Source organism: Actinomycetota bacterium, assembly GCA_030682655.1.
Classification (GTDB): domain Bacteria; phylum Actinomycetota; class Coriobacteriia; order Anaerosomatales; family JAUXNU01; genus JAUXNU01.
Window position 1 is genome coordinate 26,237 of the sequence record JAUXNU010000105.1, and the last position, 22,624, is coordinate 48,860.

21 protein-coding genes are annotated in these 22,624 nt (G+C 66.3%); 5 read left to right on the forward strand and 16 right to left on the reverse strand.

All coding sequences use genetic code 11. The annotated features are described in order from the left end of the window. Positions 1–22: 22 nt before the first annotated feature. The 4 genes from Q8K99_06165 to Q8K99_06180 all read right to left on the reverse strand — a co-directional run bounded on the left by Q8K99_06165 (position 23) and on the right by Q8K99_06180 (position 3,135). Positions 23–532 (reverse strand): MarR family transcriptional regulator, encoded by a 510-nt coding sequence (locus Q8K99_06165; protein MDP2182135.1) that lies wholly within the window; start codon positions 530–532, stop codon positions 23–25. Positions 533–641: 109 nt separating this feature from the next. Continuing rightward, positions 642–1,766, reverse strand: a complete 1,125-nt coding sequence (locus Q8K99_06170; protein ID MDP2182136.1) for a HAMP domain-containing sensor histidine kinase — start codon at positions 1,764–1,766, stop codon at positions 642–644. Between the two features lies 1 nt (position 1,767). Then, positions 1,768–2,454 (reverse strand): response regulator transcription factor, encoded by a 687-nt coding sequence (locus tag Q8K99_06175; GenBank protein ID MDP2182137.1) that lies wholly within the window; start codon positions 2,452–2,454, stop codon positions 1,768–1,770. Positions 2,455–2,559: 105 nt separating this feature from the next. Beyond that, positions 2,560–3,135 (reverse strand): hypothetical protein, encoded by a 576-nt coding sequence (locus tag Q8K99_06180; GenBank protein MDP2182138.1) that lies wholly within the window; start codon positions 3,133–3,135, stop codon positions 2,560–2,562. A 196-nt stretch (positions 3,136–3,331) separates the two neighbouring features. Between Q8K99_06180 and Q8K99_06185 the strand changes: the two genes are divergently transcribed. Beyond that, entirely contained in the window at positions 3,332–4,069 is a 738-nt protein-coding gene (locus Q8K99_06185; GenBank protein MDP2182139.1) for a hypothetical protein, read from the forward strand. A 16-nt stretch (positions 4,070–4,085) separates the two neighbouring features. Here the strand turns inward: Q8K99_06185 and Q8K99_06190 are convergent, their stop codons facing one another. Beyond that, positions 4,086–6,488: a phosphoketolase family protein gene (locus Q8K99_06190; GenBank protein MDP2182140.1), complete on the reverse strand. Its 2,403-nt coding sequence runs from the start codon at positions 6,486–6,488 to the stop codon at positions 4,086–4,088. Continuing rightward, entirely contained in the window at positions 6,485–7,663 is a 1,179-nt protein-coding gene (locus Q8K99_06195; GenBank protein MDP2182141.1) for an acetate kinase, read from the reverse strand. Before Q8K99_06195 ends, Q8K99_06190 begins: the two co-directional genes overlap by 4 nt. A 197-nt stretch (positions 7,664–7,860) precedes the next feature. Here Q8K99_06195 and Q8K99_06200 point away from each other — a divergent pair, with 197 nt between their 5' ends. After that, positions 7,861–8,496: an RlpA-like double-psi beta-barrel domain-containing protein gene (locus Q8K99_06200; protein MDP2182142.1), complete on the forward strand. Its 636-nt coding sequence runs from the start codon at positions 7,861–7,863 to the stop codon at positions 8,494–8,496. A 39-nt stretch (positions 8,497–8,535) separates the two neighbouring features. Here the strand turns inward: Q8K99_06200 and Q8K99_06205 are convergent, their stop codons facing one another. Genes Q8K99_06205 through Q8K99_06215 form a run of 3 tightly spaced genes read right to left on the reverse strand, consistent with a single transcriptional unit; the run spans position 8,536 to position 11,958 of the window. Beyond that, entirely contained in the window at positions 8,536–9,543 is a 1,008-nt protein-coding gene (locus tag Q8K99_06205) for a Fic family protein (protein MDP2182143.1), read from the reverse strand. 27 nt (positions 9,544–9,570) lie between these two features. Beyond that, positions 9,571–9,921: a transposase gene (locus Q8K99_06210; GenBank protein ID MDP2182144.1), complete on the reverse strand. Its 351-nt coding sequence runs from the start codon at positions 9,919–9,921 to the stop codon at positions 9,571–9,573. Between the two features lie 27 nt (positions 9,922–9,948). After that, on the reverse strand, positions 9,949–11,958 hold the full coding sequence (locus Q8K99_06215) for an EAL domain-containing protein (protein MDP2182145.1): 2,010 nt from the start codon (positions 11,956–11,958) through the stop codon (positions 9,949–9,951). Between the two features lie 254 nt (positions 11,959–12,212). Here Q8K99_06215 and Q8K99_06220 point away from each other — a divergent pair, with 254 nt between their 5' ends. The 3 genes from Q8K99_06220 to Q8K99_06230 are packed head-to-tail and all read left to right on the forward strand — an operon-like array spanning position 12,213 to position 14,414. Then, the gene (locus Q8K99_06220) at positions 12,213–13,373 is read left to right on the forward strand and encodes an RtcB family protein (GenBank protein MDP2182146.1); all 1,161 of its coding nucleotides are present in this window, start codon (positions 12,213–12,215) and stop codon (positions 13,371–13,373) included. A 5-nt stretch (positions 13,374–13,378) separates the two neighbouring features. Next, the gene (locus Q8K99_06225) at positions 13,379–14,176 is read left to right on the forward strand and encodes an endonuclease V (GenBank protein ID MDP2182147.1); all 798 of its coding nucleotides are present in this window, start codon (positions 13,379–13,381) and stop codon (positions 14,174–14,176) included. A gap of 7 nt (positions 14,177–14,183) precedes the next feature. Beyond that, entirely contained in the window at positions 14,184–14,414 is a 231-nt protein-coding gene (locus tag Q8K99_06230) for a DUF2905 family protein (protein ID MDP2182148.1), read from the forward strand. A 24-nt stretch (positions 14,415–14,438) separates the two neighbouring features. Here the strand turns inward: Q8K99_06230 and Q8K99_06235 are convergent, their stop codons facing one another. From Q8K99_06235 to Q8K99_06265, 7 genes are all read right to left on the reverse strand, one after another. Then, on the reverse strand, positions 14,439–15,686 hold the full coding sequence (locus Q8K99_06235; protein ID MDP2182149.1) for a DEAD/DEAH box helicase: 1,248 nt from the start codon (positions 15,684–15,686) through the stop codon (positions 14,439–14,441). 142 nt (positions 15,687–15,828) lie between these two features. Further along, positions 15,829–17,244 carry a hypothetical protein gene (locus Q8K99_06240; GenBank protein ID MDP2182150.1) on the reverse strand — a complete coding sequence of 472 codons (1,416 nt, stop codon included), beginning with the start codon at positions 17,242–17,244 and terminating at the stop codon, positions 15,829–15,831. Positions 17,245–17,586: 342 nt separating this feature from the next. Next, positions 17,587–18,882, reverse strand: a complete 1,296-nt coding sequence (locus Q8K99_06245) for a radical SAM protein (GenBank protein MDP2182151.1) — start codon at positions 18,880–18,882, stop codon at positions 17,587–17,589. Next, positions 18,879–19,760 (reverse strand): radical SAM protein, encoded by an 882-nt coding sequence (locus tag Q8K99_06250; GenBank protein ID MDP2182152.1) that lies wholly within the window; start codon positions 19,758–19,760, stop codon positions 18,879–18,881. The genes Q8K99_06245 and Q8K99_06250 overlap by 4 nt, the downstream gene beginning before the upstream one ends. Before the next feature lie 13 nt (positions 19,761–19,773). Further along, the gene (locus Q8K99_06255; GenBank protein MDP2182153.1) at positions 19,774–20,217 is read right to left on the reverse strand and encodes a GatB/YqeY domain-containing protein; all 444 of its coding nucleotides are present in this window, start codon (positions 20,215–20,217) and stop codon (positions 19,774–19,776) included. Between the two features lie 81 nt (positions 20,218–20,298). Next, entirely contained in the window at positions 20,299–21,597 is a 1,299-nt protein-coding gene (locus Q8K99_06260; GenBank protein MDP2182154.1) for an arginine deiminase, read from the reverse strand. Positions 21,598–21,771: 174 nt separating this feature from the next. After that, on the reverse strand, positions 21,772–22,624 hold an 853-nt coding region (locus Q8K99_06265; GenBank protein MDP2182155.1), incomplete at its 5' end, for a hypothetical protein.

The following is a 22,624-nucleotide window of genomic DNA, read 5'->3' on the forward strand; positions in this document are numbered from 1 at the left end:
CGACGGCGGTCAGGTGCGGCGGCTACTGTGTCGCTTCGAGGTTCTTCTCAACGACGCGAAGGAGCCGCTCGAGTTCGCGCTGGTCTTCTTCGGACATCTCGCCGACGGTGGTCCTGACCACCTCGGCGTGCACGGCCTCTAACTTCGCGTGGAGTTCGCGCCCGGCCCCGGTCATGAAGACGCGCATCACCCGGCGGTCGTGCTCGTCGGGACAGCGCTCGACGAGACCGGACTTCTCCATCTTGCGGATCATGATGGTGACGGTCGGCCGTCTCACGTTCAGCATGTCGGCAAGATCGCTTTGGCTGATTCCGTCGTTCTGACTGAGCACCCATAGCGAGAACGCCTGCCCCATGTGCGTGTCCTTCTCGCCCAGCTTCGTGATCATGAGAAGCTTCTGGGCACGAAGCACTCCGCGCAGAGCGTGAAACACCCGGTACGGTTGTGGCGTGTTCTCGTCGATCTTCATGTCCGGCAGGTTCGCCGGGTTGGGCATCCCGTGAGGGCGGTGATGCGGATGGTATGGGCACATGGTCGCGCCTCCCGGCGGTGACAGCATTACTGTAAGCGTGCTAACTATTAGCATGCTAACGACTCTTGCGCAAGAGGGTCTAGTGGGTCGTGCGACGACCTGGGTGCGTCTATGCGTCCCGCTCGGGAGCTGCTGCCGGCAACGTGAGGGCTATCGCGGTGCCGCCGTTCGGCTCGCTCTCGGCGCTGATCTCCCCGCCGTGGTCGAGCACGATCGCGCGGGATATCGCCAGGCCAAGGCCCGCACCGCCTCGTCTAGCCGCCCGCGCCGCATCCGCCCGGTAGAAACGCTCGAAGGCGTGCTGGACATCCTCGGCGGACATGCCCTCGCCCGTGTCGACCACGCTCACAATCTCGCGCTCCCCGTCCGATGTGAGGCGAACGGCCACGGAGCCGGTTGCGGTATGGCGAGCGGCGTTCGAGAGCAGGTTGCGCAGCACCTGGCCGAGGCGTCGCTCGTCACCGGTGACCACGTGCGGGGCGTCATCTCCCTCGACGCGGATCTCGACGCCGTCGGCGAGCAACGGGCCGACGCGCTGCGCTTCCTGCCGCGCGAGGGTCGAGAGATCGGTCGGCGCCATCTCGTAGCGCAGCCGTCCGGCCTCGGCGACAGCCAGCTCCTGCAGATCGTCGACTAGCGCCGAAAGGTGCATGAGGTCGTCGACGAGCGAGAGCAACCGCGCTTCGTCGACGCGCAGAACGCCGTCGGCCATCCCCTCGGCCTGGGCACGCGCCGCTGCGAGCGGGTTGCGTAGCTCGTGCGCGACGTCAGCGACCATGCGCCGACGCAGCTCCTCGGCACGCTCTAGCGAGTCGGCCATGTGGTTGAACGCGTCCCCGAGCGCGGCGACCTCGGCGGGACCATCCGCCTGCACGCGGTGGGTGAGGTCGCCCGCCGCGAGTTCCTCGGCAGCTACCTCGAGTCGGCGAAGCGGTCGCGCAAGGTACGCGGCCAGCACCAGCGCGACCAGCGCGGCGATGGCTATCACGACAGCCGCTGCCCCGAGTGCGCTCCTGTCCACGCTAGCGATGAAGCTCTGCTCCGCCGTGCCAAGGAGCATGCGCCCCATCCCCGGCCGCCCCGCCATGCCGCCACCGCTGGGAAGACCTGCAAGGTAGCTGTCGAACGCCGCCGAAAGCGCGACGCGTGCGAAGGCCGCCACGACTACCACGGTGCCGAGCGAGACGCCGACGATCGACAGGAAGACCTGTGCACCCAGGCTCACGCGGCGCACGTCAGGCCTCCAACTTGTAGCCGACGCCGAAGACGGTCTTCACGTAGCGGGGGTTCTTGGAGTCCTCGCCGAGCTTGCGTCGGATGTTCTTGACGTGAGCGTCCACGGTGCGCTCGTAGCCGTCGAAAGCATCACCTGATGCGATCTCAAGGAGCTGGAGCCGCGTGTAGACGCGACCGGGATGCCCTGCTAGCGCGTACAGGATGTCGAACTCGGTCCGGGTGAGATCGACGACCACGCCTTGCACCCTCACCTCGCGCCTCTCGGGGTCGATCGACAGGTCGCCGACGACCAGCGGCGGCGCGTCGTCCTGATCACGATCGCGCTCCCGCGAGCAACGTCGCAGGACAGCCTTGACGCGCGCAACGACCTCGCGGGGCGAGAAGGGCTTGGTGATGTAGTCGTCCGCCCCTATCTCGAGCCCGACCAGGCGATCTACCTCATCTCCCCGGGCCGTCACCAGAATCACCGGTATGCCCTGAGCCTGGAAGCGCTTGGTGAGATCGAGCCCGTCGATGCCGGGAAGCATCACGTCCACCAGCGCGAGATCCGGCCTGGCCTCCGCTGCGCGCAGCAGTGCGGCGTCGCCGTCCAGTGCCGTCACGGCGGTGTGGCCCGCCGCTGCGAGATACTCGGCGAGAACCTCGACGATCTTCTCGTTGTCGTCGACCACGAGCACGGTGGCCATGGCTTCTCCTATTCCAGACGCTACCGGGAGTATCCCACGAGAATCGTGCCCGGACACACGCGGGCGGGGCGGGCTCTCGCCTCGCCCCGCCCGGATCACGCTGTCCTACTGAGTGGCAGCAGGTGCCTGCACGCATGCGCCACCGCAACCACCGGCAGCTCCCATGCCCATACCGCCACCGGCACCACGACCACCGGCACCACGACCGCCACCGCGACCGAAGCCGCCACCAGCACCGCAGGCCTCATCGGTGGACTCGACGCGCTCTGTCAGACGGGTCTCCATCTGGGCCAGCGCCGCATCGGCCTGGTCCTGGGTGATGGTGCCGTCCTTCACGCGCTCGCTCAGGAGGTCCGCACGGACCTTGAGCGCCTCATCGACAACTGCGTCGGAGCCGACGCCAGCCTCAGCGGCTATGTCAGCGAATGACTCGCCTGCCGTGCGCTTCGCGATGACGTCATCGACTTCGTTGCCGGTTAGCCTGGCAACGACATCCGACAGCCGTCCGCCGGCGTCGCGCATGGCGGCACCGAGCCTAAGTCCCATCCCGATCCAACCCGTCGCGGCCACGGTGGCCGTCGGATCGGACGCAGGTGCTGCGACACCTATCATGGCGTTGCCGGCGAGTAGCCCGAGTGCCAGAGCCGCAACGACCAGAATCGTCGTACGTCGCATCTTCATGGTGTGCTCCTTTCGAAAGCTGGAACGATCTTCATTACAGATGATGCGCCCGAGGTTTGAAGCGGATGTGAACACCACCTGCGGGGTTCGTGAAGGCGCCTCGGCCGAGTCGCACCAGGGCAGCACGCCGCCGCACGAGCCACCCTGTGTGCGAGAATCGGGCGACAGCGGAGATGCGTCGCGAAGGAGCCGACCGGTGAGAAGATGGGGAGAGAGCCCTGAGGTCGCCGAGGACAGCGACCCGATGGCACCCTACCGTCGCCAGCAGCGCGTGACCGCGATCGTGGTTGCGCTCTCGTTCGCAGCGATCGTCGTGTTCGTGGGCGGCTTCCTGTGGCTGTTCAATCGCGCGCAGAGCCGCACGCCCGCTCCACCGGCAGCGGTGTCCTACGAGTCCTACCGGTCCGCGTGGGAGTCGGCGATGGCCAAGGCAGGCGTCGAGGCCACCTTCCCCGTCGAACCCGTCAACCTTGCCGACGTGCGCGCCACAGGCGTCCACGAGTTCACAGCGACCTTCACCGCCGAGGAGATCGGCGCGCTGCTCACGATGTACCGCTCCGACTACACCGTCGAAGGCGGCTCCATCTCCGTTGAGAGCGCGGTCGTTGGCTTCCCGGCAGACGACCGCGCGAGCATCGACGGTCGGCTAGTCTTCGACGGAAGCCGATACGGGCTGAAGGCCGAGGCGTCTGTGACCTACAAAGACGGGCGTATCGTCGCACAGTCGGAAGGCGCCGACCTCACCGTTGAGGGCTTCGGCGTGAAGGGCGACAAGCGTGCTCAGGCCATCGATCTCGTAGCCAACTTCCTCAACGCGCACGTACGCGCGGCACCCAACCTCATCGTGGACGAGGCGCGAGTCGTGGAGGGGGCGCTCGAGGTCACGGGCCGTGCGCCCGTCAAGATCGAGCATCCAACTGCAGGAGCACCCTAGTAGCGCCGCCCGCCCCCTACCACTCCCACGTCCAGTCGCGCACCAGCGGCATGTCCTCGCCGTAGCGCTCTATGTACTCGCGATGGTCCACGAGCGTGTCGCGGACAAACTGCGACACGTACGCACGCTTGTGCTCGAGCTTCTCGATCCGCTCGACAGCGTCGCCGAACAGGTGGAAGCGGTCGAGGTCGTTGCGCACCACCATGTCGAACGGTGTCGTCGTGGTGCCCTCTTCCTTGTAGCCGCGAACGTGGATGTTGCGGTGGTTCGTGCGCCGGTAGGTGAGCCGGTGGATCAGCCACGGGTAGCCGTGGTAGGCGAAGATGACCGGCTTGTCGGTGGTGAACAGCTCGTCGAATGCCTTGTCCGAGAGGCCGTGAGGATGCTCCTCGGCAGGCTGGAGCGTCATGAGGTCGACAACGTTGACGACCCGGATCTTGAGGTCCGGTGCCTCGCGCCGCAGCAGGTCGACCGCCGCAAGCGTCTCGAGTGTGGGGACGTCGCCCGCGCATGCCATGACGACGTCTGGCTCCTCGCCACAATCGGTGCTCGCCCACTCGAACATCCCGATGCCGGCGGTGCAGTGCTTCACGGCCGCATCCATGTCGAGGAACTGCAGCGCAGGTTGCTTGCCCGCGACGATGACGTTGATGTAGTCGGTGCTGCGCAAACAGTGGTCCGCGACGGAAAGCAGAGTGTTGGCATCCGGCGGCAGGTAGACGCGGATCACGTCGCCGCGCTTGTTGACGACGTTGTCGATGAAGCCGGGGTCCTGGTGCGAGAAGCCGTTGTGGTCCTGGCGCCACACATGTGACGACAGCAGATACGTGGCCGAGGAGATCGGTGCCCGCCACGGCACCTCGTTCTTGCTCACGTCGAGCCACTTCGCGTGCTGGTTGAACATCGAGTCGATGATGTGCACGAACGCCTCGTAGGTGTTGAACAGGCCGTGCCGCCCCGTGAGCACGTAGCCTTCGAGCCAGCCGAGGCAGGTGTGCTCCGAGAGCATCTCCATGACCCGGCCGTCGGGCGCGAGCTCTCCTCCGTCGTCGTCGACGGGTAGCCGCCCGGCAAGCCACGTCTTCTTGCTGACCTCGAAGATCGCGCCCAGGCGGTTCGATGCGGTCTCGTCGGGGCCGAACACCCGGAAGCGGTCCATGTTGGCCGCCATCACGTCGCGCAGCATCTCGCCAAGGACGCGGGTCGCCTCGGCAGTCACGCGCCCCGGCTCGGGCACGGCCACAGCGTAGTCGGTGAAGTCGGGCATCTTGAGTTCGCGTCGGAGCAGACCGCCGTTGGCGTGCGGGTTGTCGCCGAGGCGCTTCGTTCCGCGTGGGGCGAGTGCGGCGATCTCGGCTCGGGGGGCACCGCTCTCGTCGAAGAGCTCCTCGGGCCGGTAGCTGCGCAGCCAGCCGTCGAGGATGCGAAGGTGCTCCGGGTTCTCGCGCACCTTGTCGATGGGCACCTGGTGAGCCCGCCACGTCCCCTCGACCTGGTGGCCCTCGACGACGTCGGGCCCGGTCCAGCCCTTCGGGGTGCGTAGAACGATCATCGGCCAGCGCGGGAGCGCGCATGCGCCCCTTGTCCGGCACTCCGCCTGGATTCCGCGGATCTCTCCCACTATCTGGTCAAGCGTCGCGGCCATCAGCTGGTGCATCGCGGCCGGATCGTCGCCTTCCACGAAGTACGGCTTCCAGCCGTATCCTATGAGCAACGCCTCGAGGTCGTCACGCGGGATGCGCGCGAGCACGGTCGGGTTGGCGATCTTGTAGCCGTTGAGATGCAGGATCGGCAGGACCGCGCCGTCGGTCACCGGGTTCAGGAACTTGTTCGAGTGCCAGGCCGTCGCAAGCGGGCCCGTCTCCGCCTCGCCGTCGCCGACCACGCACGTCACGATGAGATCGGGGTTGTCGAACGCCGCCCCGAACGCATGGGACAGCGAGTACCCGAGCTCTCCACCCTCGTGGATCGACCCGGGAATCTGGGCAGCAACATGGCTCGGGATCCCGCCGGGAAACGAGAACTGCCGAAACAGCCGCTGCATCCCGTCGGCGTCCTGCGACACCGCCGAGTAGCGCTCGCTGAACGTGCCCTCGAGCCAGGTGTTGGCCACGATCGCCGGCCCACCGTGCCCCGGCCCGGTCACGAGGATCATGTCCAGATCGCTCGCCTTGATGACACGGTTGAGGTGCGCGTACACGAAGTTCAGCCCCGGCGTTGTCCCCCAATGGCCAAGGAGCCGCGGCTTCACGTCCTCGGCAGTGAGCGGGCGGGCCAACAGTGGGTTGTCGAGCAGGTAGATCTGGCCGACTGCGAGGTAGTTCGCCGCGCGCCAGTACGCGTCGATGAGGGCAAGTTCGTCGGGCGAGAGCGGCTCGGCGCCGGTCGCGCTGACGGCAGGCTGGGTCGGGTCGATCATGCAGAATCACTCCTCGGTTGGGGCTGTCGATCCGGGAACGCGCACGCGAACGTCTCGCGCGCGATCTCAAGCTCTTCGTCGGTCGGGATCACGAGCACGGTCACCTCGGCGCCGGGCGGGCTGATCGTCGCGACACCGCTGCCAGTCGCGACCTGGTTTGCGTCCCCGGCGATCTCGATTCCGAGACGCGTGAGGCCCGTGCAGATCCGCGCGCGCACCTCAGGGTCGTTCTCGCCGATACCCGCCGTGAACACCACTGCGTCAACGCGCCCGAGCACGGCGTAGTAGGCGCCAATGTACTTCTTCGCGCGGTAGCAGAACATCTCCACCGCAAGCTGCGCGTCCGCGTCGCCGTCCTCGGCCAGGCGGTGGACCTCCCGCATGTCGCTCGCGCCGCACAGTCCCGCGAGTCCGCTCTCGAAGTTCAGGAGGTGATGCACTTCCTCGCGCGACCGGCCGGTGATCTCGCCAAGGAGCATCGGCACCGCCGGGTCGATGTCTCCGCACCGCGTCCCCATCACGAGTCCCTCAAGCGGGGTCATCCCCATCGACGTGTCGATGCTGCGCCCGCCTTCGATCGCCGCCACACTCGCCCCGTTGCCGAGATGCAGCGTGATGAGGTTCAGCTCGTCGAGCGGGCGGCCCAGAATGGCGGCGGCGCGACCCGCGACGAATGCGTGTGACGTACCGTGGAAACCGTAGCGACGGATGCCGTGCTCGCGCGCAAGCGCGCGTGGGAGTGCGTACTCTCGCGCATGCCGCGGCATCGTCCGGTAGAAGGTGGTGTCGAAGACGGCCACATGGGACACGCCGGGAAGCCAAACCCGCGCTGCCTCGATACCCGCGATGTTGGCTTTCGTGTGCAGCGGAGCCAGCAGCTCCTGTTCGCGAATGCCCCCGAGCACGCCGTCGTCGATCGTCACGGGACCGGTGAACCGGTCGCCTCCATGCACGACCCGGTGCCCCACAGCGACGATCTCGCCCACGTCCGCCGGCGGTTCCGCGCTCTCGAGCATGCCGAGGACCGCGCGAAACGCCTCGAGGTGATCTCGTGCGAGAGAGCCGTCCTGGCCGATTCTCTCGACCTCACCGCGGAGCAGGGAACGTGCAGGCTCGATCTCGAACAGCTCGAACTTCACCGAGCTCGAGCCGGAGTTGATGACGAGTACCTGCAACGCGTGCCCCCTTCGAGCGAACGTACGTAGACGACGGACCAGCAGCCGACCGCGCGCCAGAGGCCGCTTCAGTCGCTTCTATTGATGGTACCCAAGGACACGCGCCTTCGAGATGCGTTCAGGCTACCCGGGAACTCGACCGCATCGTCGCCGAGGAGAACCAGGCCCGCGATCGGCTCAGCTCACGCGTGCAGGCGATGTACCGCTCCGCCGACGTCGGCTTCATCCCAGCACTTCTGGATGCCTCGACGATTCAGGATTTCGTGGCGCGCTGGGACCTGTTGGCGCGGATTGCCAGGCAGGATGCCGAGACCCTGAGAGAGCTGAAAACCGCGCACATCGAAGCGCAGCGGTCTGCGGAGCAGCTGATCGACCTTCAGGCCGAGGAAGCACGCGCGCTCGATGCGATGGCCGACGAGGTCGCCCGCGCAAAGGAGGAACTCGCCGCAAGCGAGGCCGCGCTGCAAGAGTACGCGGCCAGGACGGCCGCGAGCGCCAAGCCTGCCATCCCACCGGTTGAAAGCGACCCGACGCAGCAACTCAGTGGTTCCGGTGCCTGGCAGATCGCGGTTGCATCGCACTACGGACGCGACTTCACCGGACGCGGGGCAAACGGCGATGCGATCGGCCCGTACTCGATGATCGTCGCGCACAGGACGCTGCCGTTCGGCACGCTCATCGAGTTCGAGTACAACGGGAAGCGGGCGGTCGCCCGTGTCGCCGACCGTGGTCCGCACACGGAGGGTCGCACGTTCGATCTTGGCCCAGGCGTGGTCCGGGTGCTCGACTTCAGCGGTGTGCGCGAGGTCCGGCATCGCATCATCACACGGTAGACGAGCAGATTGACTGTCCGGCTCTGGTTCCGGTCTCGTTCACGGCTTCGTCAGCCGGTACCGGCCGGTCTTCTTGGTTCCGACCTTCTCGATAAGTCCGGCCTCCATGAGCGGGTTGATGAGATCCATGGCCCCCTGCCGCGAGACGCCCAGCGCTTCCCAGATCTCCGACGGGGACATGCTTCCCTGCGCGGTCAGAAGGTTCAACAGGCGCTCCTGCTTCGGGCGAAGGACGAGTCGCCGCGTTCCATCAGGGGCGATGGTCTGGATTCTGGTCCAGACACGCTCCAGCGTCAGCCGGAGGCCCTCGGCACAGTATTCGAGCCAGCCGGTTAGGTCCTCGCCATCACCCCGCACGTGGTCAAGGGCGGCATAGTACGCAAGACGATCCTCCCAGTAGTACTCGTCGACCGAGAAGATGTGATGGGTGTCGAATCCTCGGCGGTACAGCTCCCACAGCGCCAGCGCCCTGCCGGCCCTGCCATTGCCATCGGCGAAGGGATGGATCGCCTCGAAGCGATAGTGGATGACTGCCGAGGAAATGACGGGCGACAGCGCGGTCGAGGGCCCGTTCCACCACTCCAGCAGCTCGGACATGAGTCCCCCGACGTCATCCGGTGCGGGCGGTACGTGCCGGCCCACGCGGACGCGAATGACCCGGTAGCTGCCAGCCTCGCCCTGATCCATCACGCCGTTGGCTAGAATCCGGTGCAGCCCAAAGAGATCTTCGTGAGTGATGCGCTTGTCGGCGCTGTGTCGCTCGACGTAACCGAGGCCGGCGAAGTAGTTAATCACCTCTCGCTGTGAGCGAGGGACTGTGGCGAGGACGTCCGTCCCGTCCGCCAGCGCGCGAACCTCTGCCAGCGTCAGGGGGTTGCCCTCGATCGCTGTCGAGGCATGGGCGTTGCGCGTCCGGGTGTCCTTGCGCAGTGCCGGAATCCATGCAAGTTCGACCGACGCGTCCTCGATGCGTTGTCGCAGTCGAGCGATCTCCTCGACGACGGCCAAGAGACTCGGTGTGATGCTGAACTGCGGTTCGTACGACATGGGATAAGTCAAGCATCTGTCAAGTTATTAGTCAACCGAAATTCCCGGCCCTGGAAGCATACTCATGTCAAACGCGAACATGTACGCCCACAATCCCCCCGCGACATGCGGCCCCGACCACCTTCTCGATGACCCGGAGCTGTTCGGTGTCTCGCTGGCGGAGGGGGAGGGATTCGAACCCTCGGGACGGGGGGTAACCCGCCTAGCGGTTTTCGAGACCGCCGGGTTCAGGTGCCGGTTGCCGCAACGGTTCAGGCGATGGCGTTGCGACTTGCCAGATGAGACCGGTAGCGGGGATGTCCCGTTGTGCATCGCGAGGGACGCATCGCCGGAGAAACGCGAGGCGCAGGCCGTCTCGCCAAAGAGAGAATGCGGCACGTATGCCGCGCAGGACGTGCGGACTCGTCACGCCAAGCCCTCCCGCGCCGACAACAGCCCGCTTGATCGCTGTGCCTTCATGAACGCAGCGAACTCCTCCACGGTGAGCGGAGGACGGTATAGGAACCCCTGCGCTTGGTCGCATCCGCGTTCCCGGAGCCACGCGAGCTGTCCCTCCGTCTCGACTCCCTCCGCGACGACCTCAAGGTGGAGATCGTGCGCCAAGTCGATCATCGAGGAGACGAGCCTCCTGTCATCCTCGGAGCCGTCGAGGTCCATGATGAACGCCCGATCGATCTTCATGGTCCGTACCGGGAACTGCTTGAGATAGGCCAGCGAGGAGTGGCCCGTCCCGAAATCATCGATCGCGACCGAGGCGCCGATGGCGTTGATCCCCGTGAGTATCGCGATGGCCTCCTCGGGGTCTTCGACGGCCATGGTCTCGGTGATCTCCAGCTGCAAGTCATGCGGCTCGAGTCCTGATCGATCGAGTGCGTTGCGGATGATTCGCAGGAACTCGCTGCCGCGGAACTGCCGTGCGGATGTGTTGACAGCCATCCTGAGGCCCTTGAAACCCACTTCTTGCCATGCCATGGCTTGCGCGCACGCCTCCCGGATGACCCATTCGCCAACGGTCTCGATGAGGCCGGACTCCTCCAGCAGACAGATGAAGCTCACCGGTGCCACCAGCCCCCGTTCCGGATGGTTCCACCTGATCAGCGCTTCGGCACCGATCATCTCCCCCGTGTCGACACGCATCTGGGGCTGGTAGTGCAGCACGAACTGCTCGTGCTCGACGGCTGCGGCCAGGTCATCCCGCAAGGACAACTTCTCCATCATGCCGTCCCTCATACCGGAGACGTAGAAGCTCAGATCGTTCCCTCCGGACTGCCGGGCCTTGCGTGCTGCGGCATCCGCTCTCCGCAGCAGCCCTTCGATGTCCTCCGCGTCCTTGGGAAACAAAGCAATCCCGACGCTCGCCGTCGACCGGATCTCCTTGCCGTAGATCCGGTAGGGCCGCCCCAGTGCCTTCAGCGCCTTGCGTGCCGCGACCTCCGCCGTTGCCGTGTCGGAGACCGGCAGCAGCACGCCGAACTCGTCGCCTGGGAATCGCACGATTGCGTCTTCCCTCCGAAACACGCCCGCGATACGGTGCGCAACCTCACAGAGCAGTTGATCCGCGACACTGTGCCCGTACCTGTCGTTCACTCCCCTCAGGTCGTCTACATCGAAGAGGAGGAGGGCCAGCGGCCTGCCGCTCTGCCGCGCACTGGCGATCACCATCTCGGCACGGTCCTCGAAGAGGATGCGATTCGGTAGCCCCGTGAGCGCATCATAGCAGGCCATGCGCTCGACAGCCGCCTCGGCTTCCTTGCGCTCGGTGATGTCGATCCCGAAGGACAGCGTGCCCGTGATGCGGCCATCTTCGTCGCGCTGGATCGCGTTGTGCCACACCACCGACCGTCTGTCACCCGCAGTCGTGATGATGGGGCTCTCGAAGCATGCTACCGGCTCCGCCTCGCCCTGCATGAACTTGGAGAACAACTGCTGCCCCTCATATCGGCGCTCTGGAGGCAGGAACTGGCCGTACCAGTCCTCGCCGAGCAGGGCGTCTTTCTCGTCGCCCAGTATCCGCGCCCCCGCGCGGTTGATGAGCGCAATCCTGCCCTCGGTGTCGAGACCGACGACGATCGCCTCGGTGAAATCAAGGTACTCCTGGATCCGGCCCCGTTCGATCCTCAGGCGCTCGGCGGTCTGATTCATCGAACGGAAGATGGAGCGGATCCCTCCAATGCCCAGCAGCATGAACGCGGACACGAAGAGCGCGGTCACGCCCTCGTGCAGCAGCGACACGGAGGGCCACATCAGTACGACATAGAGGCGTCGCCAGACCTGGAGCATCAACCCGCAGGTCAGAAGAATCCATGCGACATGCCTCCCGCTCAGCCGGATCGACAGGAGAGCGAAGCCCGCCGCCGCGAGTTGCATGAGCACGCCTATCGCGAAGATCGCCACTGCGAGGCCGTCAGCGCTCACACTTGCCGCACCACCCCTACGGTCCCGACCACGTACAGGCCGCATGCGTCCCGCGAAGACCTGCCGCAGAATCCGACGTTACTACCCCCCAGTTACCGCAGCGCTCGCAAGCAGACGTCGTGGAGCTGTCGCCACTACTGTACTTTTCCACTTCTTCGGAAAGCCAAGCGTCCTGCGGGAGGCGTGATGCCGAAGGACAACAGATGGCCCATGCGGAACGGTCCCGAGAGGGTACGAACCCCACGGAGGGACTGATGCGCACCATCGACACAGAGCGTGTCCCCATCTTCGTGTGGGGCGAGGCAATCGACGAGGCGACGCTGGCGCAGACGCGCAACCTCGCGAACCTGCCATTCGCGTTTCACCACGTCGCGCTCTTGCCGGACGCGCACGTCGGCTATGGAATGCCGATTGGCGGTGTCTTGGCGGCGCGGGGCCAGGTGATTCCCCACGCCGTCGGACTGGACATCGGCTGCGGCGTGTGCGCCTGGAAGACCAACATCCCTGCCAAGGACCTGCTTCCCGTCCGCGACGCCATTCTCCGCGAGGTCCAGCGCGCGGTCCCCCAGGGCTTCAACTGGCACCGGTCGAGCCAGGCGGGGCGCACCGGGCTGTTCGGTGACGTTCCAGACGTGCCCGCGCTGCAGGCGGAGTCCGCCAAGGCGGAGCGGCAGCTCGGGTCGCTCGGCGGGGGCAACCACTTCATCGAGCTGCAGGCCGACCCGGACGGCACAGCGTGGGTGATGGTGCACACGGGTTCCCGCAACGTCGGCAAACAGGTGGCCGAGCACTTCGACCGCGTCGCACGCGAGGTGAACCGTCGCGAGGGCTCTCCGGTGCCGCTTGAGTGGGGTCTCGCACACCTTGCCTGCGATAGCGACGAGGGTGCCGAGTACCTGGCGGCGATGGACTGGTGCCTACGCTTTGCGCGCGAGAGCCGTCGGCTCATCGCCGAAGCCGTGCAGACCGCGCTGGGCAGGCGCTTCGCCGGAGTGCCGCGGCAGCCCGCCGTCGACGTCCACCACAACTACGCGTCGATCGAACGCCACTTCGGCGAGGAGGTCGTCATGCATCGCAAGGGAGCGGTTCGTGCGCACGGTATCGTCCTCGTGCCGGGGTCGATGGGGACCGTCTCGTATGTCGGCGAGGGTCTCGCGAATCCCGACTCCTTCGAGTCCTGCAGCCACGGCGCAGGCCGCGCCATGGGTCGGAAAGCCGCGATGCGAGCTCTTCCCCGTGATGCTGTGCTGGCCGAACTCGAGGAGCGCGACATCCGGCTCTTCAAGCGAGACTACCGCGATATCGCCGAGGAGGCACCCGAAGCCTACAAGGACATCGACGACGTCATGCGCTGGCAGAGCGACCTTGTGGAGGCGCGCATCCCTCTTCGGCCGCTCGGAGTGGTGAAGGGGTGATGTGGATGCCGGCACTCCGGGTCGAGCTCGCGCATCCGTGGCGGATCTCCCGCGAAGAAGCTGCGTACATCCAGCGGGACCTCGCGCGCTTCGTCGAGCTGCGCCCCCTGCCTGCCGAAGGCTCCGCGAGCCCGCGTCTGGCGGCCGGCGTCGACGTCGCCTACGCCAAGGACGGCCCGTGCGCGTGGGCCGTCGCAGTCGTAATGGACCGGCGGTTCAAGACCCTATCGTGGAGTCTAGCCGAGGGCGAGCCAGACAGCCCGTACACCCCTGGCTACCTGGCGTTTCGCGAGGGACGCCTCACCGTCGAGGCCCTGCTCGGTCTGGATATCGAGCCGGACATCGTGTTCCTCGACAGCCACGGCGTGGTCCACGAGCGCGGCCTGGGGCTCGCGTCGCACGTCGGAGTCCTGCTCGGATTGCCCACTATCGGCGTACCCAAGACACCGTTCCACTCGATCGACCACCTGCCTGGTCCCCATCGTGGCGACCACTATGTCCTCACGAAGGAATGGGGTGCACAGGGCGCCTCAGTCAGGCTCAAGGCGGGGGTGAAGCCTGTCTACGTATCGCCCGGACACCTCGTCGACCTTCAGAGCGCACGCGCGTTGTCGCTCGCGTGGTCCAGCGGCTCTCACCGCGTTCCCGAGCCGCTGGCAGCGGCGCACACGATGTCGGTACGGGCGCGGAATGCGGCAACGGACCGCGCCTGCTTCGCCCGCTTCTGCAACGACGCCGAACGGCATTCGTCAGCGAACGCTGCTCAGCCCACCACGCTGCCCGAACTGCGAAAGGAAGGCTGAGTGAATCGTGGGAGGGCTACAGGGAATCGGCAAGATGCTCATCGGTATCGGAATCGCGCTGGCGGTCCTTGGCGGACTGCTGTGGGCGGCCGGTGGGCTGGGGCTCGGGTCGCTGCCGGGCGACCTTCGCTTCGGCAACGAAAAGTGGAGCTGCTACCTGCCCATCGCGACGGCGCTCCTGCTTTCGCTGCTGCTCACCCTGGTGCTCAATCTCGTGTGGCGGTGGTTCGGCAATTAGCAGGGAGGGGATACGAACCCTGGTCTACGCTGCCGAGGAGCCTCCGCTGTGTCCGGCGCGTCCGCGACCGCCGCGGCGTTTCCGATGCGAGCTAGGCTTGGCCGAGGAATTCGCGACCGGCCTGGCCGAACGTCCGGGGTTGGGTACCGTGCGGCTCTTGTACGAGAAGCCCTCGAGGTCCTCGCAGGCCAACACGGTGTTGAGGTGCTTCTCGATCGTGGTGAGCTTCTCTATCTCCTCGGGGGAGAGGAAGCTGATCGCGTTGCCGTCGGCTCCGGCCCGGGCTGTCCGCCCGATGCGGTGAACGTAGTCCTCGGCTGTGTGAGGGATGTCGTAGTTGACCACGTGGGTGATGCGGTCGATGTCGATGCCGCGCGCCACGACATCGGTCGCCACAAGCACGTGCGAGCGACCCGTCTTGAATGCGTGCAATGCCTTCTCGCGCTGACCCTGCGAGCGGTCGCCGTGAATCGCTTCGCTGCGCACGCCTCGCTTGGACAGCTGGCGGCTCACGCGATCCGCGCGATGCTTGGTGCGGGTGAACACGAGCGTGCGAGAGCCGCGATGGCGGGCAAGCAGCTCGACGAGCAAGTCGGTCTTTTGGGTGTTGCAGACCGGGAAGACGGACTGCACGACACGATCCACCGGCTTGGCCGGAGGTGACGTCTCCACGCGAACGGGATTGGTGAGCACCGAGTCGACCACGCTGATGACTTCAGACGCCATCGTCGCGCTAAAGAGCAGGTTCTGCCTCTTCGCGGGAAGCAGCGCCAGGATGCGGCGCACGTCAGGCCAGAACCCCATGTCGAGCATGCGGTCGGCCTCGTCAAGAACGAGGGTCTCGACCTGCGACAGGTCGACAGCTCCTTGGGAATGAAGGTCCAGCAAGCGGCCGGGGCATGCGATCACGACGTCCACCCCTCGACGCAGCGCGTCCTTCTGTGGCTTCTGACCGACACCGCCAAAGATGACCACCGAGCGGTGACCTGTGCTCCGCGAAGCCTCACGGGTCACGTCGGCGATCTGCGTCGCCAGTTCGCGGGTCGGGGTGATCACGAGTGCGCGGATTCCGCGCCTGGTCGGGGTCCGCTGCAACATCGGCAGTACGAACGCAGCGGTCTTACCCGTGCCCGTCTGGGCAACGCCCACGACATCGCGACCCTCAAGCACGTGGGGAATCGCATCGCGCTGGATCGGCGTGGGGTCGGTGTAGCCCATCTTGTCTACGGCAGACAGAAGGCGCGGCTCAAGGCCAAGTGATTCAAACGACATTCAGTTGTCTCCTTCGAGCGTGCCAGCCCTATGTCGGGCGGCACCGCGTTGTAGACGCAGTTGCTCAAGAAGGTCGTCGCTCTCTTCGGCGACGCATGACAACCGGGTCTTTGGGAAAAGCCTCACGCAGTGTAGCACGTTTCTACACGGCGGGCATCGACCCCGAGCGTGAGTGGCTGCGCACCTTCGGGAGCAGCACCGCCACGAGCACCGCCATGCCGATGAATACCACCCCCGCGACGAGCAAGAGGATCGGGGCCGCGATCTGCCCCTCGAAGAAGCTCAGGACCGACTGGAGGGTGAACATCACGACACCAGCTGCACCGAAGCCGAGCAGCACTCCACGCCTGAGCGGTATACTCCCCGCGATCGCAGCGACTGACGCCGCAATGCCGAGCCATGCGGCCCATGCCTGAGGTTCTCCCTGATTCGTGTTCTGCAGCATCATCAGTCCGGAGATCGTCGTGAAGGATCCGAACGCCAGCGCCATGTTCGAAGGCGTGAGCCGTTCGGTCGCGCCGAGGGCCACCCACGTGAGCCCGACGGCGAGCACCACTACTCCCGGAATCCAGAAATCGAGCGTGTCCGGAGCTGCAAGCTCGAACGCCAGCTGGGTCGTCATGAACACGGCCCCCGAGAAGGCGAGCAGGGTGATGCCGCCCTTGCGCAACCACCATGTGATGCCCCCCGCGAGCGTACCCGCCACCCCGCCGCTGAGGGCGGTCCATGTGCCGACGTAGTCGATCTCGGCCGCCGTCGGCGTGCCAAGGACGTGCACCGCGATGGGATTGGCCGCCATGGCAGCCGTCACGGCCGTCGCTACGATTCCGGTGCCGAGGAGCATCTGGGCAAGTCGTCGGGCAGGCTGATCGTCTATGCGGTCGATGAACGTTCCGGCCGTGTACGCCGCCACCGTACCGATCGCGGGCACCGCGACGCGACCGAAGACACCGATCTCCTCCCAGAACCCCGCAACGAGCGCAACACCGCCCGCGGCAAGGAAGGCCGTGCCGACGTATCCGGCAATCTCCGAGACCATCGGGATCGCTTTCGCGCCTCTCGCGCGCGAGCGACGGAATCCCATGACCGCGACGAGCAGGATCACGATCCCAACGCCGATGAGGGCGACCGGGGCTCCAATCCCGCTGCCAAACACGTCGGTCACTGCTTCGGCGGCGAACACCACGACACCCGCAGCTCCACAGCCGAGAACCACCGTGCGCCGGATCTTGACTCCACCGACAGTGAGCCCGACGGCAGCCGCAAGTCCGAGCCACAACGCCCACGGCGCGGACCACATGCCACGCGCCATGTCGGCAGGCCCCCCGGACCCTCCGGTGAGCGCCATGAGCTCGATACCACCAAGGATCCCGAGGCACGCAAGCGCAAGCCCGGCATCTGCCGGATCGAGCATTCCCCTCAGGGCCAATGCGCCCCACACCACGCCCACGAACACGAGAACGGCACCGGCACCCCACTCGGGGCCATCGATAGGAATGAGCGGAAGGACCAGAAGCGACGCCACTCCGACACCGATTCCGAACGCAAGGTGCTGCATCCACGTTCGACGCTTCCACCACACGAGTCCGCCGACCACAGCCGCGCTTGCGAAGGCGGAGAACCAGCCCCACTCCGACGGCGACGACGCCCGATCGCAAAGCCTCCGAGGAGCCCGGCGACCGCCAGGCCGGACGCGATTCCCACGCGGCCCCACGTGCCGAGTGCGGTCCAGAACGCGGCCACCAGCGCCACGACGGCCGCGAGCGCAAGTGCACCCCCGACATAGCCGAGGACCTCCGCCACGACCGGAATCCCCCGCTGGGGCTTCCGCCCGGCGGGACCGCTCGCTGAACCTGCAAGCTCCTCCATGACCGGCCTCTCCCCTCGGCGAGCCTCGCCTTCAGATGCGCACGGCCCCCGGCCAAGGCTCGCACCTGGCGGCGGTCCAAAGCGTGTTCACATACGAGAGCGCGAAGTGGTTCTGGGCCAGGTGCAACCAGAACGCGCCGGAGTCGGTGAGATCGAGCGAGCCGTTTCGCCGCCGCGCGAGGCCCGCAGTCGTGATCGCGCGGAGCCATCGTCGCGCCTTCTCGGCGTCATCGCCTAGCGCGTCGTCGAGCGCCATCATCGGAATGCTCGTGTCGTAGAAGCGCCAGTAGAGCCACCACCAGCCACCCATCTCGCCTTCGAACGGCATGCGAAGCGCGATGGGCGACCGGTCCTTGGCAAGTGAGTTCTCCCACTCGGCGAGATCGAATGTGTTGAGAGTGAACCCGTCGGGCAGGTGGGAGCCCGAACCGGGACCGATGCCGATGTAGCCATCCCGCGTGACCGAGGAGTAGCGTGGTGCGCCACCGCGTTTGAACCCCCACACACTCACGCGTTCGAAGTCGTGCGTCTCGCACCACGCAGCGATTGCGCGGTATTGCTCCCGTCTCGTGGCGAGGTCGGGCATCTTGACACCCTGCAGGTGTAGGTACTCGCCCACGGCTGTGTACGGGAACGTGAAGAGCGGGTACGTGGTGATCTGGTCGGCGCCAAGTTCGGCGGCTCGCTCGAGGTCGGCGATGACGCCCGCGGTCTCCTGCCCCGGCAACGCGAACATGATGTCGGCGTTGACCGATGCGAAGCCGCCGGCAACCAGCAGCGAAAGTGCGTCCTCGACCACCTCGCGCGCGTAGCGTCTGCCGATGATGTCGAGTGCCTCGCGCCGGAACGACTGCACGCCGAGAGACACGAGCGACACACCGAGGTCACGCAGGTGTGCGACGATCTCCGGCGTCACGTCTGCGGGGCCGGTCTCGATGCAGATGTCGCCGGTCAGGTCGAAGCGCCCCCGCACCCGCTCGAGCACGCGGCCCACGCTCGCGAGCGCGAGTGTCGGCGTGCCTCCTCCCACGTACACGCTCGTGACCTCGGCTGGCCCGACGGCATCGGCCCACCGGTCGACCTCGGCAAGCGCAGCCCGCGTGTAGGGCTCAACGAGCGCCTCGTCGTAGGCGACCTTCGTGTACGGACAGTAGGGGCAGCAGTTGCGACAGAATGGAACGTGCAGGTAGAGCGAGGTGCGCTCGACGCGACCGGGAACCCAGTCGGGTTCGGGCGGCGCAAAGACCCACGATTGCGCGGACCCGACCATGTGTCGCCGCACCGCGCGGGTCATCGCCCTCGAGACGCCCTGTCCGGGTCCGCTCATACGTACCTCGCCAGTCCCCAGGCGGCGCTCGGGCGCAGCCGCTGCGCCTCGGAGATCTCCGTACATGCAGCGTAGCCGCAATCGGCGCAGACCGCATCCACGGCACGGCAGCACATCGACTCGCCGTCGACATCGGCGACGAGCGCGACCGGCAACCTCCTTGGCCAGTCGCCACGCTGCAGGGCACGCAGCCCGGCGCGCGAGTTGATGAGCGGCAGGCCTTCGCGCTTGAGTGCGAGCAGCTCGTCGATGACGGGAGCGCGCTCCTCGGCGGAAAGGAAGAGCTCGTCGATGCCGTAGTACGGCGTGTGGAAGTAGACCATGACGCCGATGACGGGCAGTCGCGTGTCGCGGACCCAACGCAGGAACGGCCCGACGCCCGGAGCCGTGAACCGGTCGATCACGTAGATGACGGCGGTCTTAGCGTGCGGCTTGTCGCGCACGGCACGCTCGACCTCGGCGAAGTGGTCGCCGCGGCGCATCTCGAACACGCCCGGAAGCCCGTCCATGCTCACCCAGACGAGGTCCGCCGAGGAGGCGAGCCCGAGGGTCCCGTTCGTGTAGACGTGCACGTGGAAGTAGCCGATGCGGCGCGCCTCGGCGATCGCGTCTTCGAGGGTGCGCTCGCCATCGCGCCACAACATCGGCTCGCCGCCGCTGAAGTACGCCTCGCGACAGCCCCGGTCGTACGCGGAGCGCAGGCGATCGACGAGTTCGTCCCACGTCATGTCCGGCCGGCCGGTGTTGGACACGTGACACTCGCGGCACGCGAGGTTGCAGCGGTCCGTGACGGCGAGGCCGCAGATCAGCGGCCCGGCTGTACGGGTCACGAGGAAGTGCCACCCGTATGGGACGTAGTATCGGAGCCGAGCGAGCACCGGCTGCTCCTCCCTACACCAGCTTCGAGCCGACGAGCCGCGCGACTTCGGCCTTGTCGCAGTTGCCGTCCGTCTCGGCGATGACGAGCCCGATCGCGCGACCCATGTCGCGCTTCTCGGAGATGCCGTTCTCGGCGACCACGCGATCGACGATCGCGGCGAGCTCATCACCGGCGACCTGCTTTGGGAGGTAGCCCGCGAGGATGTCGACCTGGGTCTGCAGAAGAGCCGTGCGGTCGGCGTCGGTGTCCGCCTTGATCGAGGCTTCGAGTGTCTCGCCGGTCTGCTTGATGAGCTTCTTCACCAGCGCGACGACATCCGCATCGGAGACCGTCTCGCCCGATTCCTTTTCCTTTATGTCGATCTCGTTCTTCACGAGGCGAAGGATCGACAGCCGCGGCTTGTCCTTCTCGCGCATCGCCTTCGTGATCTCGGAGATGATGAGGTCCCTGTCCATGACGCCCCCCGTTGCCGAAGTACCGTGCCTATGAGGGAACCGTACCACGCGGCCGGGCGGGCCTCTACGGGTTCGAACGCATCACGACAGTCGGCCAGCTCGAATGGGATGCCCGTCCACTGCCTCGCGCACGATCGGGCAAGTCATACAGTGGCAGCCGCCACGCCCCTTGCCAAGCTCGGAGCCCTCGACCTCGATGACCTCGATGCCGGCCGCTCTGAGCGCCCGGTTCGTGTGAGTGTTCTTCGAGTAGCCAATCACGACTCCTGGCTCGACCGCCACGACGTTGTTGGCGTCGTCCCACTGCTCGCGGGCCGACTGGAAGCTGTCCCCACCGGTCGGCACAACACGCAGCTTGCCCACGCCGAGCGCGTCGGCGATTGCCGGGAGCAAGCCTTCCTCCTCGGCGACATCGAACATGCTGCCACGTGCACCCGGGCGGATGCTGTAGACGCGCATCTGATCCACAACCTGGGGAAACAGCGTGACCGTGTCGCGGTCGACGAAGTTGAACACCGTGTCGAGGTGCATGTAGGCGCGCTCTTGAACCATCCTGCACACGATGATGCGCTCCGCAGCTCCGGCCGAAAACAGCGACCGCGCGAGATGCTCCACCATGCGACCGGTCGAGCGTTCTCCCAGTCCCACGAGCACCGTGCTGTTGCCGATCGGCATGACGTCGCCGCCTTCGAGCGACACTCCTTGGCTGAAATCCTCGACGGCGAAGCGCGTCGCGTCTCCCTCCGGCGGATACCAGAACTCGAACTCCGCGGCGACGAAGGCCGGATGGTACCGGTAGATGACCGAGAGATTCACGACTTCGAGGCGGCGTGCCGAGCGAAACAGCGGTGGCAGCACCACTCCGCCGTAGAGCCAGGCACTCGAATCGCGCGTGAAGACGGAGTTGGGCAGCGGAGGCAGGACGAACTCGTCGGGGTCGGCGAGCACGGCCCCCAGGGAATGCCGGGACAGCGAATCGAGATCGATACCGTCGAGCTCGCGGACGAGCGCGCCACCGATGAGCAGCTCGGAGAGACGCGAGGACGGTAGCTGCGCCAGGTAGGCGCGCAGCTCTTCGACCAACGACAGCCCCACCGTGAACGATGAGACCGCACTGCCGATGACCTCGTTGCGAGCCTCTTGCGAGGCCTCCAGCGTCTCGGCCAGAAGCTGCTCGACGTAGAGGACCTCTACGCCTCGCTCGCGGAGCGCGTCGGTGAACGCATCGTGCTCCGCCTGCGCGCGCTCGACCCACACGAGGTCGTCGAAGAGCAGGTCCTCGCGGTTCGCCGGAGTCAGGCGCTCGAGCGCGATGCCCGGCCGATGAACGAGCACGGTCCTGAGTCTGCCGGTTTCCGAGTAGACGCCGGGGCGCTGCACGTTGAGCCCGCTCCTTCTCGCGTCGCGGTCCCCACCAGGATGCCACGGACCGGGAGTCCGCGCGAGGTCACGTGCCAAACGGCTCGACATGCAGACGCAGCGACTGCCCCAAACGCTGTCGGCCCGCCACGAGTGGCGGGCCGACAGGTGACGGCGAATCTTGGAACGGAGGCTCTAGCGCAAGTACATGTCCTTGCACATGCCCGTTACTCCGTCATTAAGCGTGATCTTCACCTTGAGAGTCCCCGCTTGCCCCTTGATGGTCTTGGCGTTGAAGTGGTACGACGGCACGCCATTCTCGTACGAAACGAACGCCTGACCGTACGCCACCTGCGTGGTCGTGGTACCGGTTGTGTTGATGAGCTTGACGTCTACCATCGCGATCGCGGCGTCCGTCGGCCGACCATTGGCGTCGAGAACGGTGAACTTGACCGGCATCATCCTGCCAGCATTCCATGTGTGGTCGAGCGAGCCGGGAGGCAGGATCACACCGGGAGCAAAGGCGACCGTCAGCGATACCGTCACGACTGCCGCATGACCCGCCTGATCGGTGGCGCAGACAACGAACTCGTTGGTGCCCGGGGTCGTGAGCGCCAGGGTCTGCCCGTTGGAGACAGCGTTCCCGTTGAACTTGGCGGTAGGCATGCCCGGCAACACCCCGGAACAGCTGTCGGCTGCCGAGAATCCGGCTACGATGTTGGCGCCGTAGAGATACGTCTTGGCAGTGGGACTTGCCACGTTCACGAGCGGTGCATTGAGGTCGACCTTGACGCCGAAGGTCTTGGTCGCTTCGGTGTTGCCAGCGCGATCGATCGAGTAGAACTGAAGCGTGTGCTCGCCCTCGGTCGATACGGGAACGACCGTGCCCTTGCTCCACGTTGTCCCCCCGTCGAGGCTGTGCCAGGTCTCGTCAACGCCGGAGGCGACCCCTCCGCTTACGGGGTCCTCGGCCGTCAGCTCGACCGTTACGCCGCTCTTCCACCAGCCGTTGGTGCCCGGTGTGCCGCTCACGACCCGCGCGCTTGTC

Coding starts and splice junctions, on each gene's coding strand:
- Q8K99_06165 (MDP2182135.1), bottom strand. CDS start 532: ATGTGCCCATACCATCCGCATCACCGCCCTCACGGGATGCCCAACCCG.
- Q8K99_06175 (MDP2182137.1), bottom strand. CDS start 2,454: ATGGCCACCGTGCTCGTGGTCGACGACAACGAGAAGATCGTCGAGGTT.
- Q8K99_06180 (MDP2182138.1), bottom strand. CDS start 3,135: ATGAAGATGCGACGTACGACGATTCTGGTCGTTGCGGCTCTGGCACTC.
- Q8K99_06190 (MDP2182140.1), bottom strand. CDS start 6,488: ATGATCGACCCGACCCAGCCTGCCGTCAGCGCGACCGGCGCCGAGCCG.
- Q8K99_06200 (MDP2182142.1), top strand. CDS start 7,861: ATGTACCGCTCCGCCGACGTCGGCTTCATCCCAGCACTTCTGGATGCC.
- Q8K99_06205 (MDP2182143.1), bottom strand. CDS start 9,543: ATGTCGTACGAACCGCAGTTCAGCATCACACCGAGTCTCTTGGCCGTC.
- Q8K99_06220 (MDP2182146.1), top strand. CDS start 12,213: ATGCGCACCATCGACACAGAGCGTGTCCCCATCTTCGTGTGGGGCGAG.
- Q8K99_06225 (MDP2182147.1), top strand. CDS start 13,379: ATGCCGGCACTCCGGGTCGAGCTCGCGCATCCGTGGCGGATCTCCCGC.
- Q8K99_06235 (MDP2182149.1), bottom strand. CDS start 15,686: ATGTCGTTTGAATCACTTGGCCTTGAGCCGCGCCTTCTGTCTGCCGTA.
- Q8K99_06240 (MDP2182150.1), bottom strand. CDS start 17,244: ATGCAGCACCTTGCGTTCGGAATCGGTGTCGGAGTGGCGTCGCTTCTG.
- Q8K99_06245 (MDP2182151.1), bottom strand. CDS start 18,882: ATGAGCGGACCCGGACAGGGCGTCTCGAGGGCGATGACCCGCGCGGTG.
- Q8K99_06255 (MDP2182153.1), bottom strand. CDS start 20,217: ATGGACAGGGACCTCATCATCTCCGAGATCACGAAGGCGATGCGCGAG.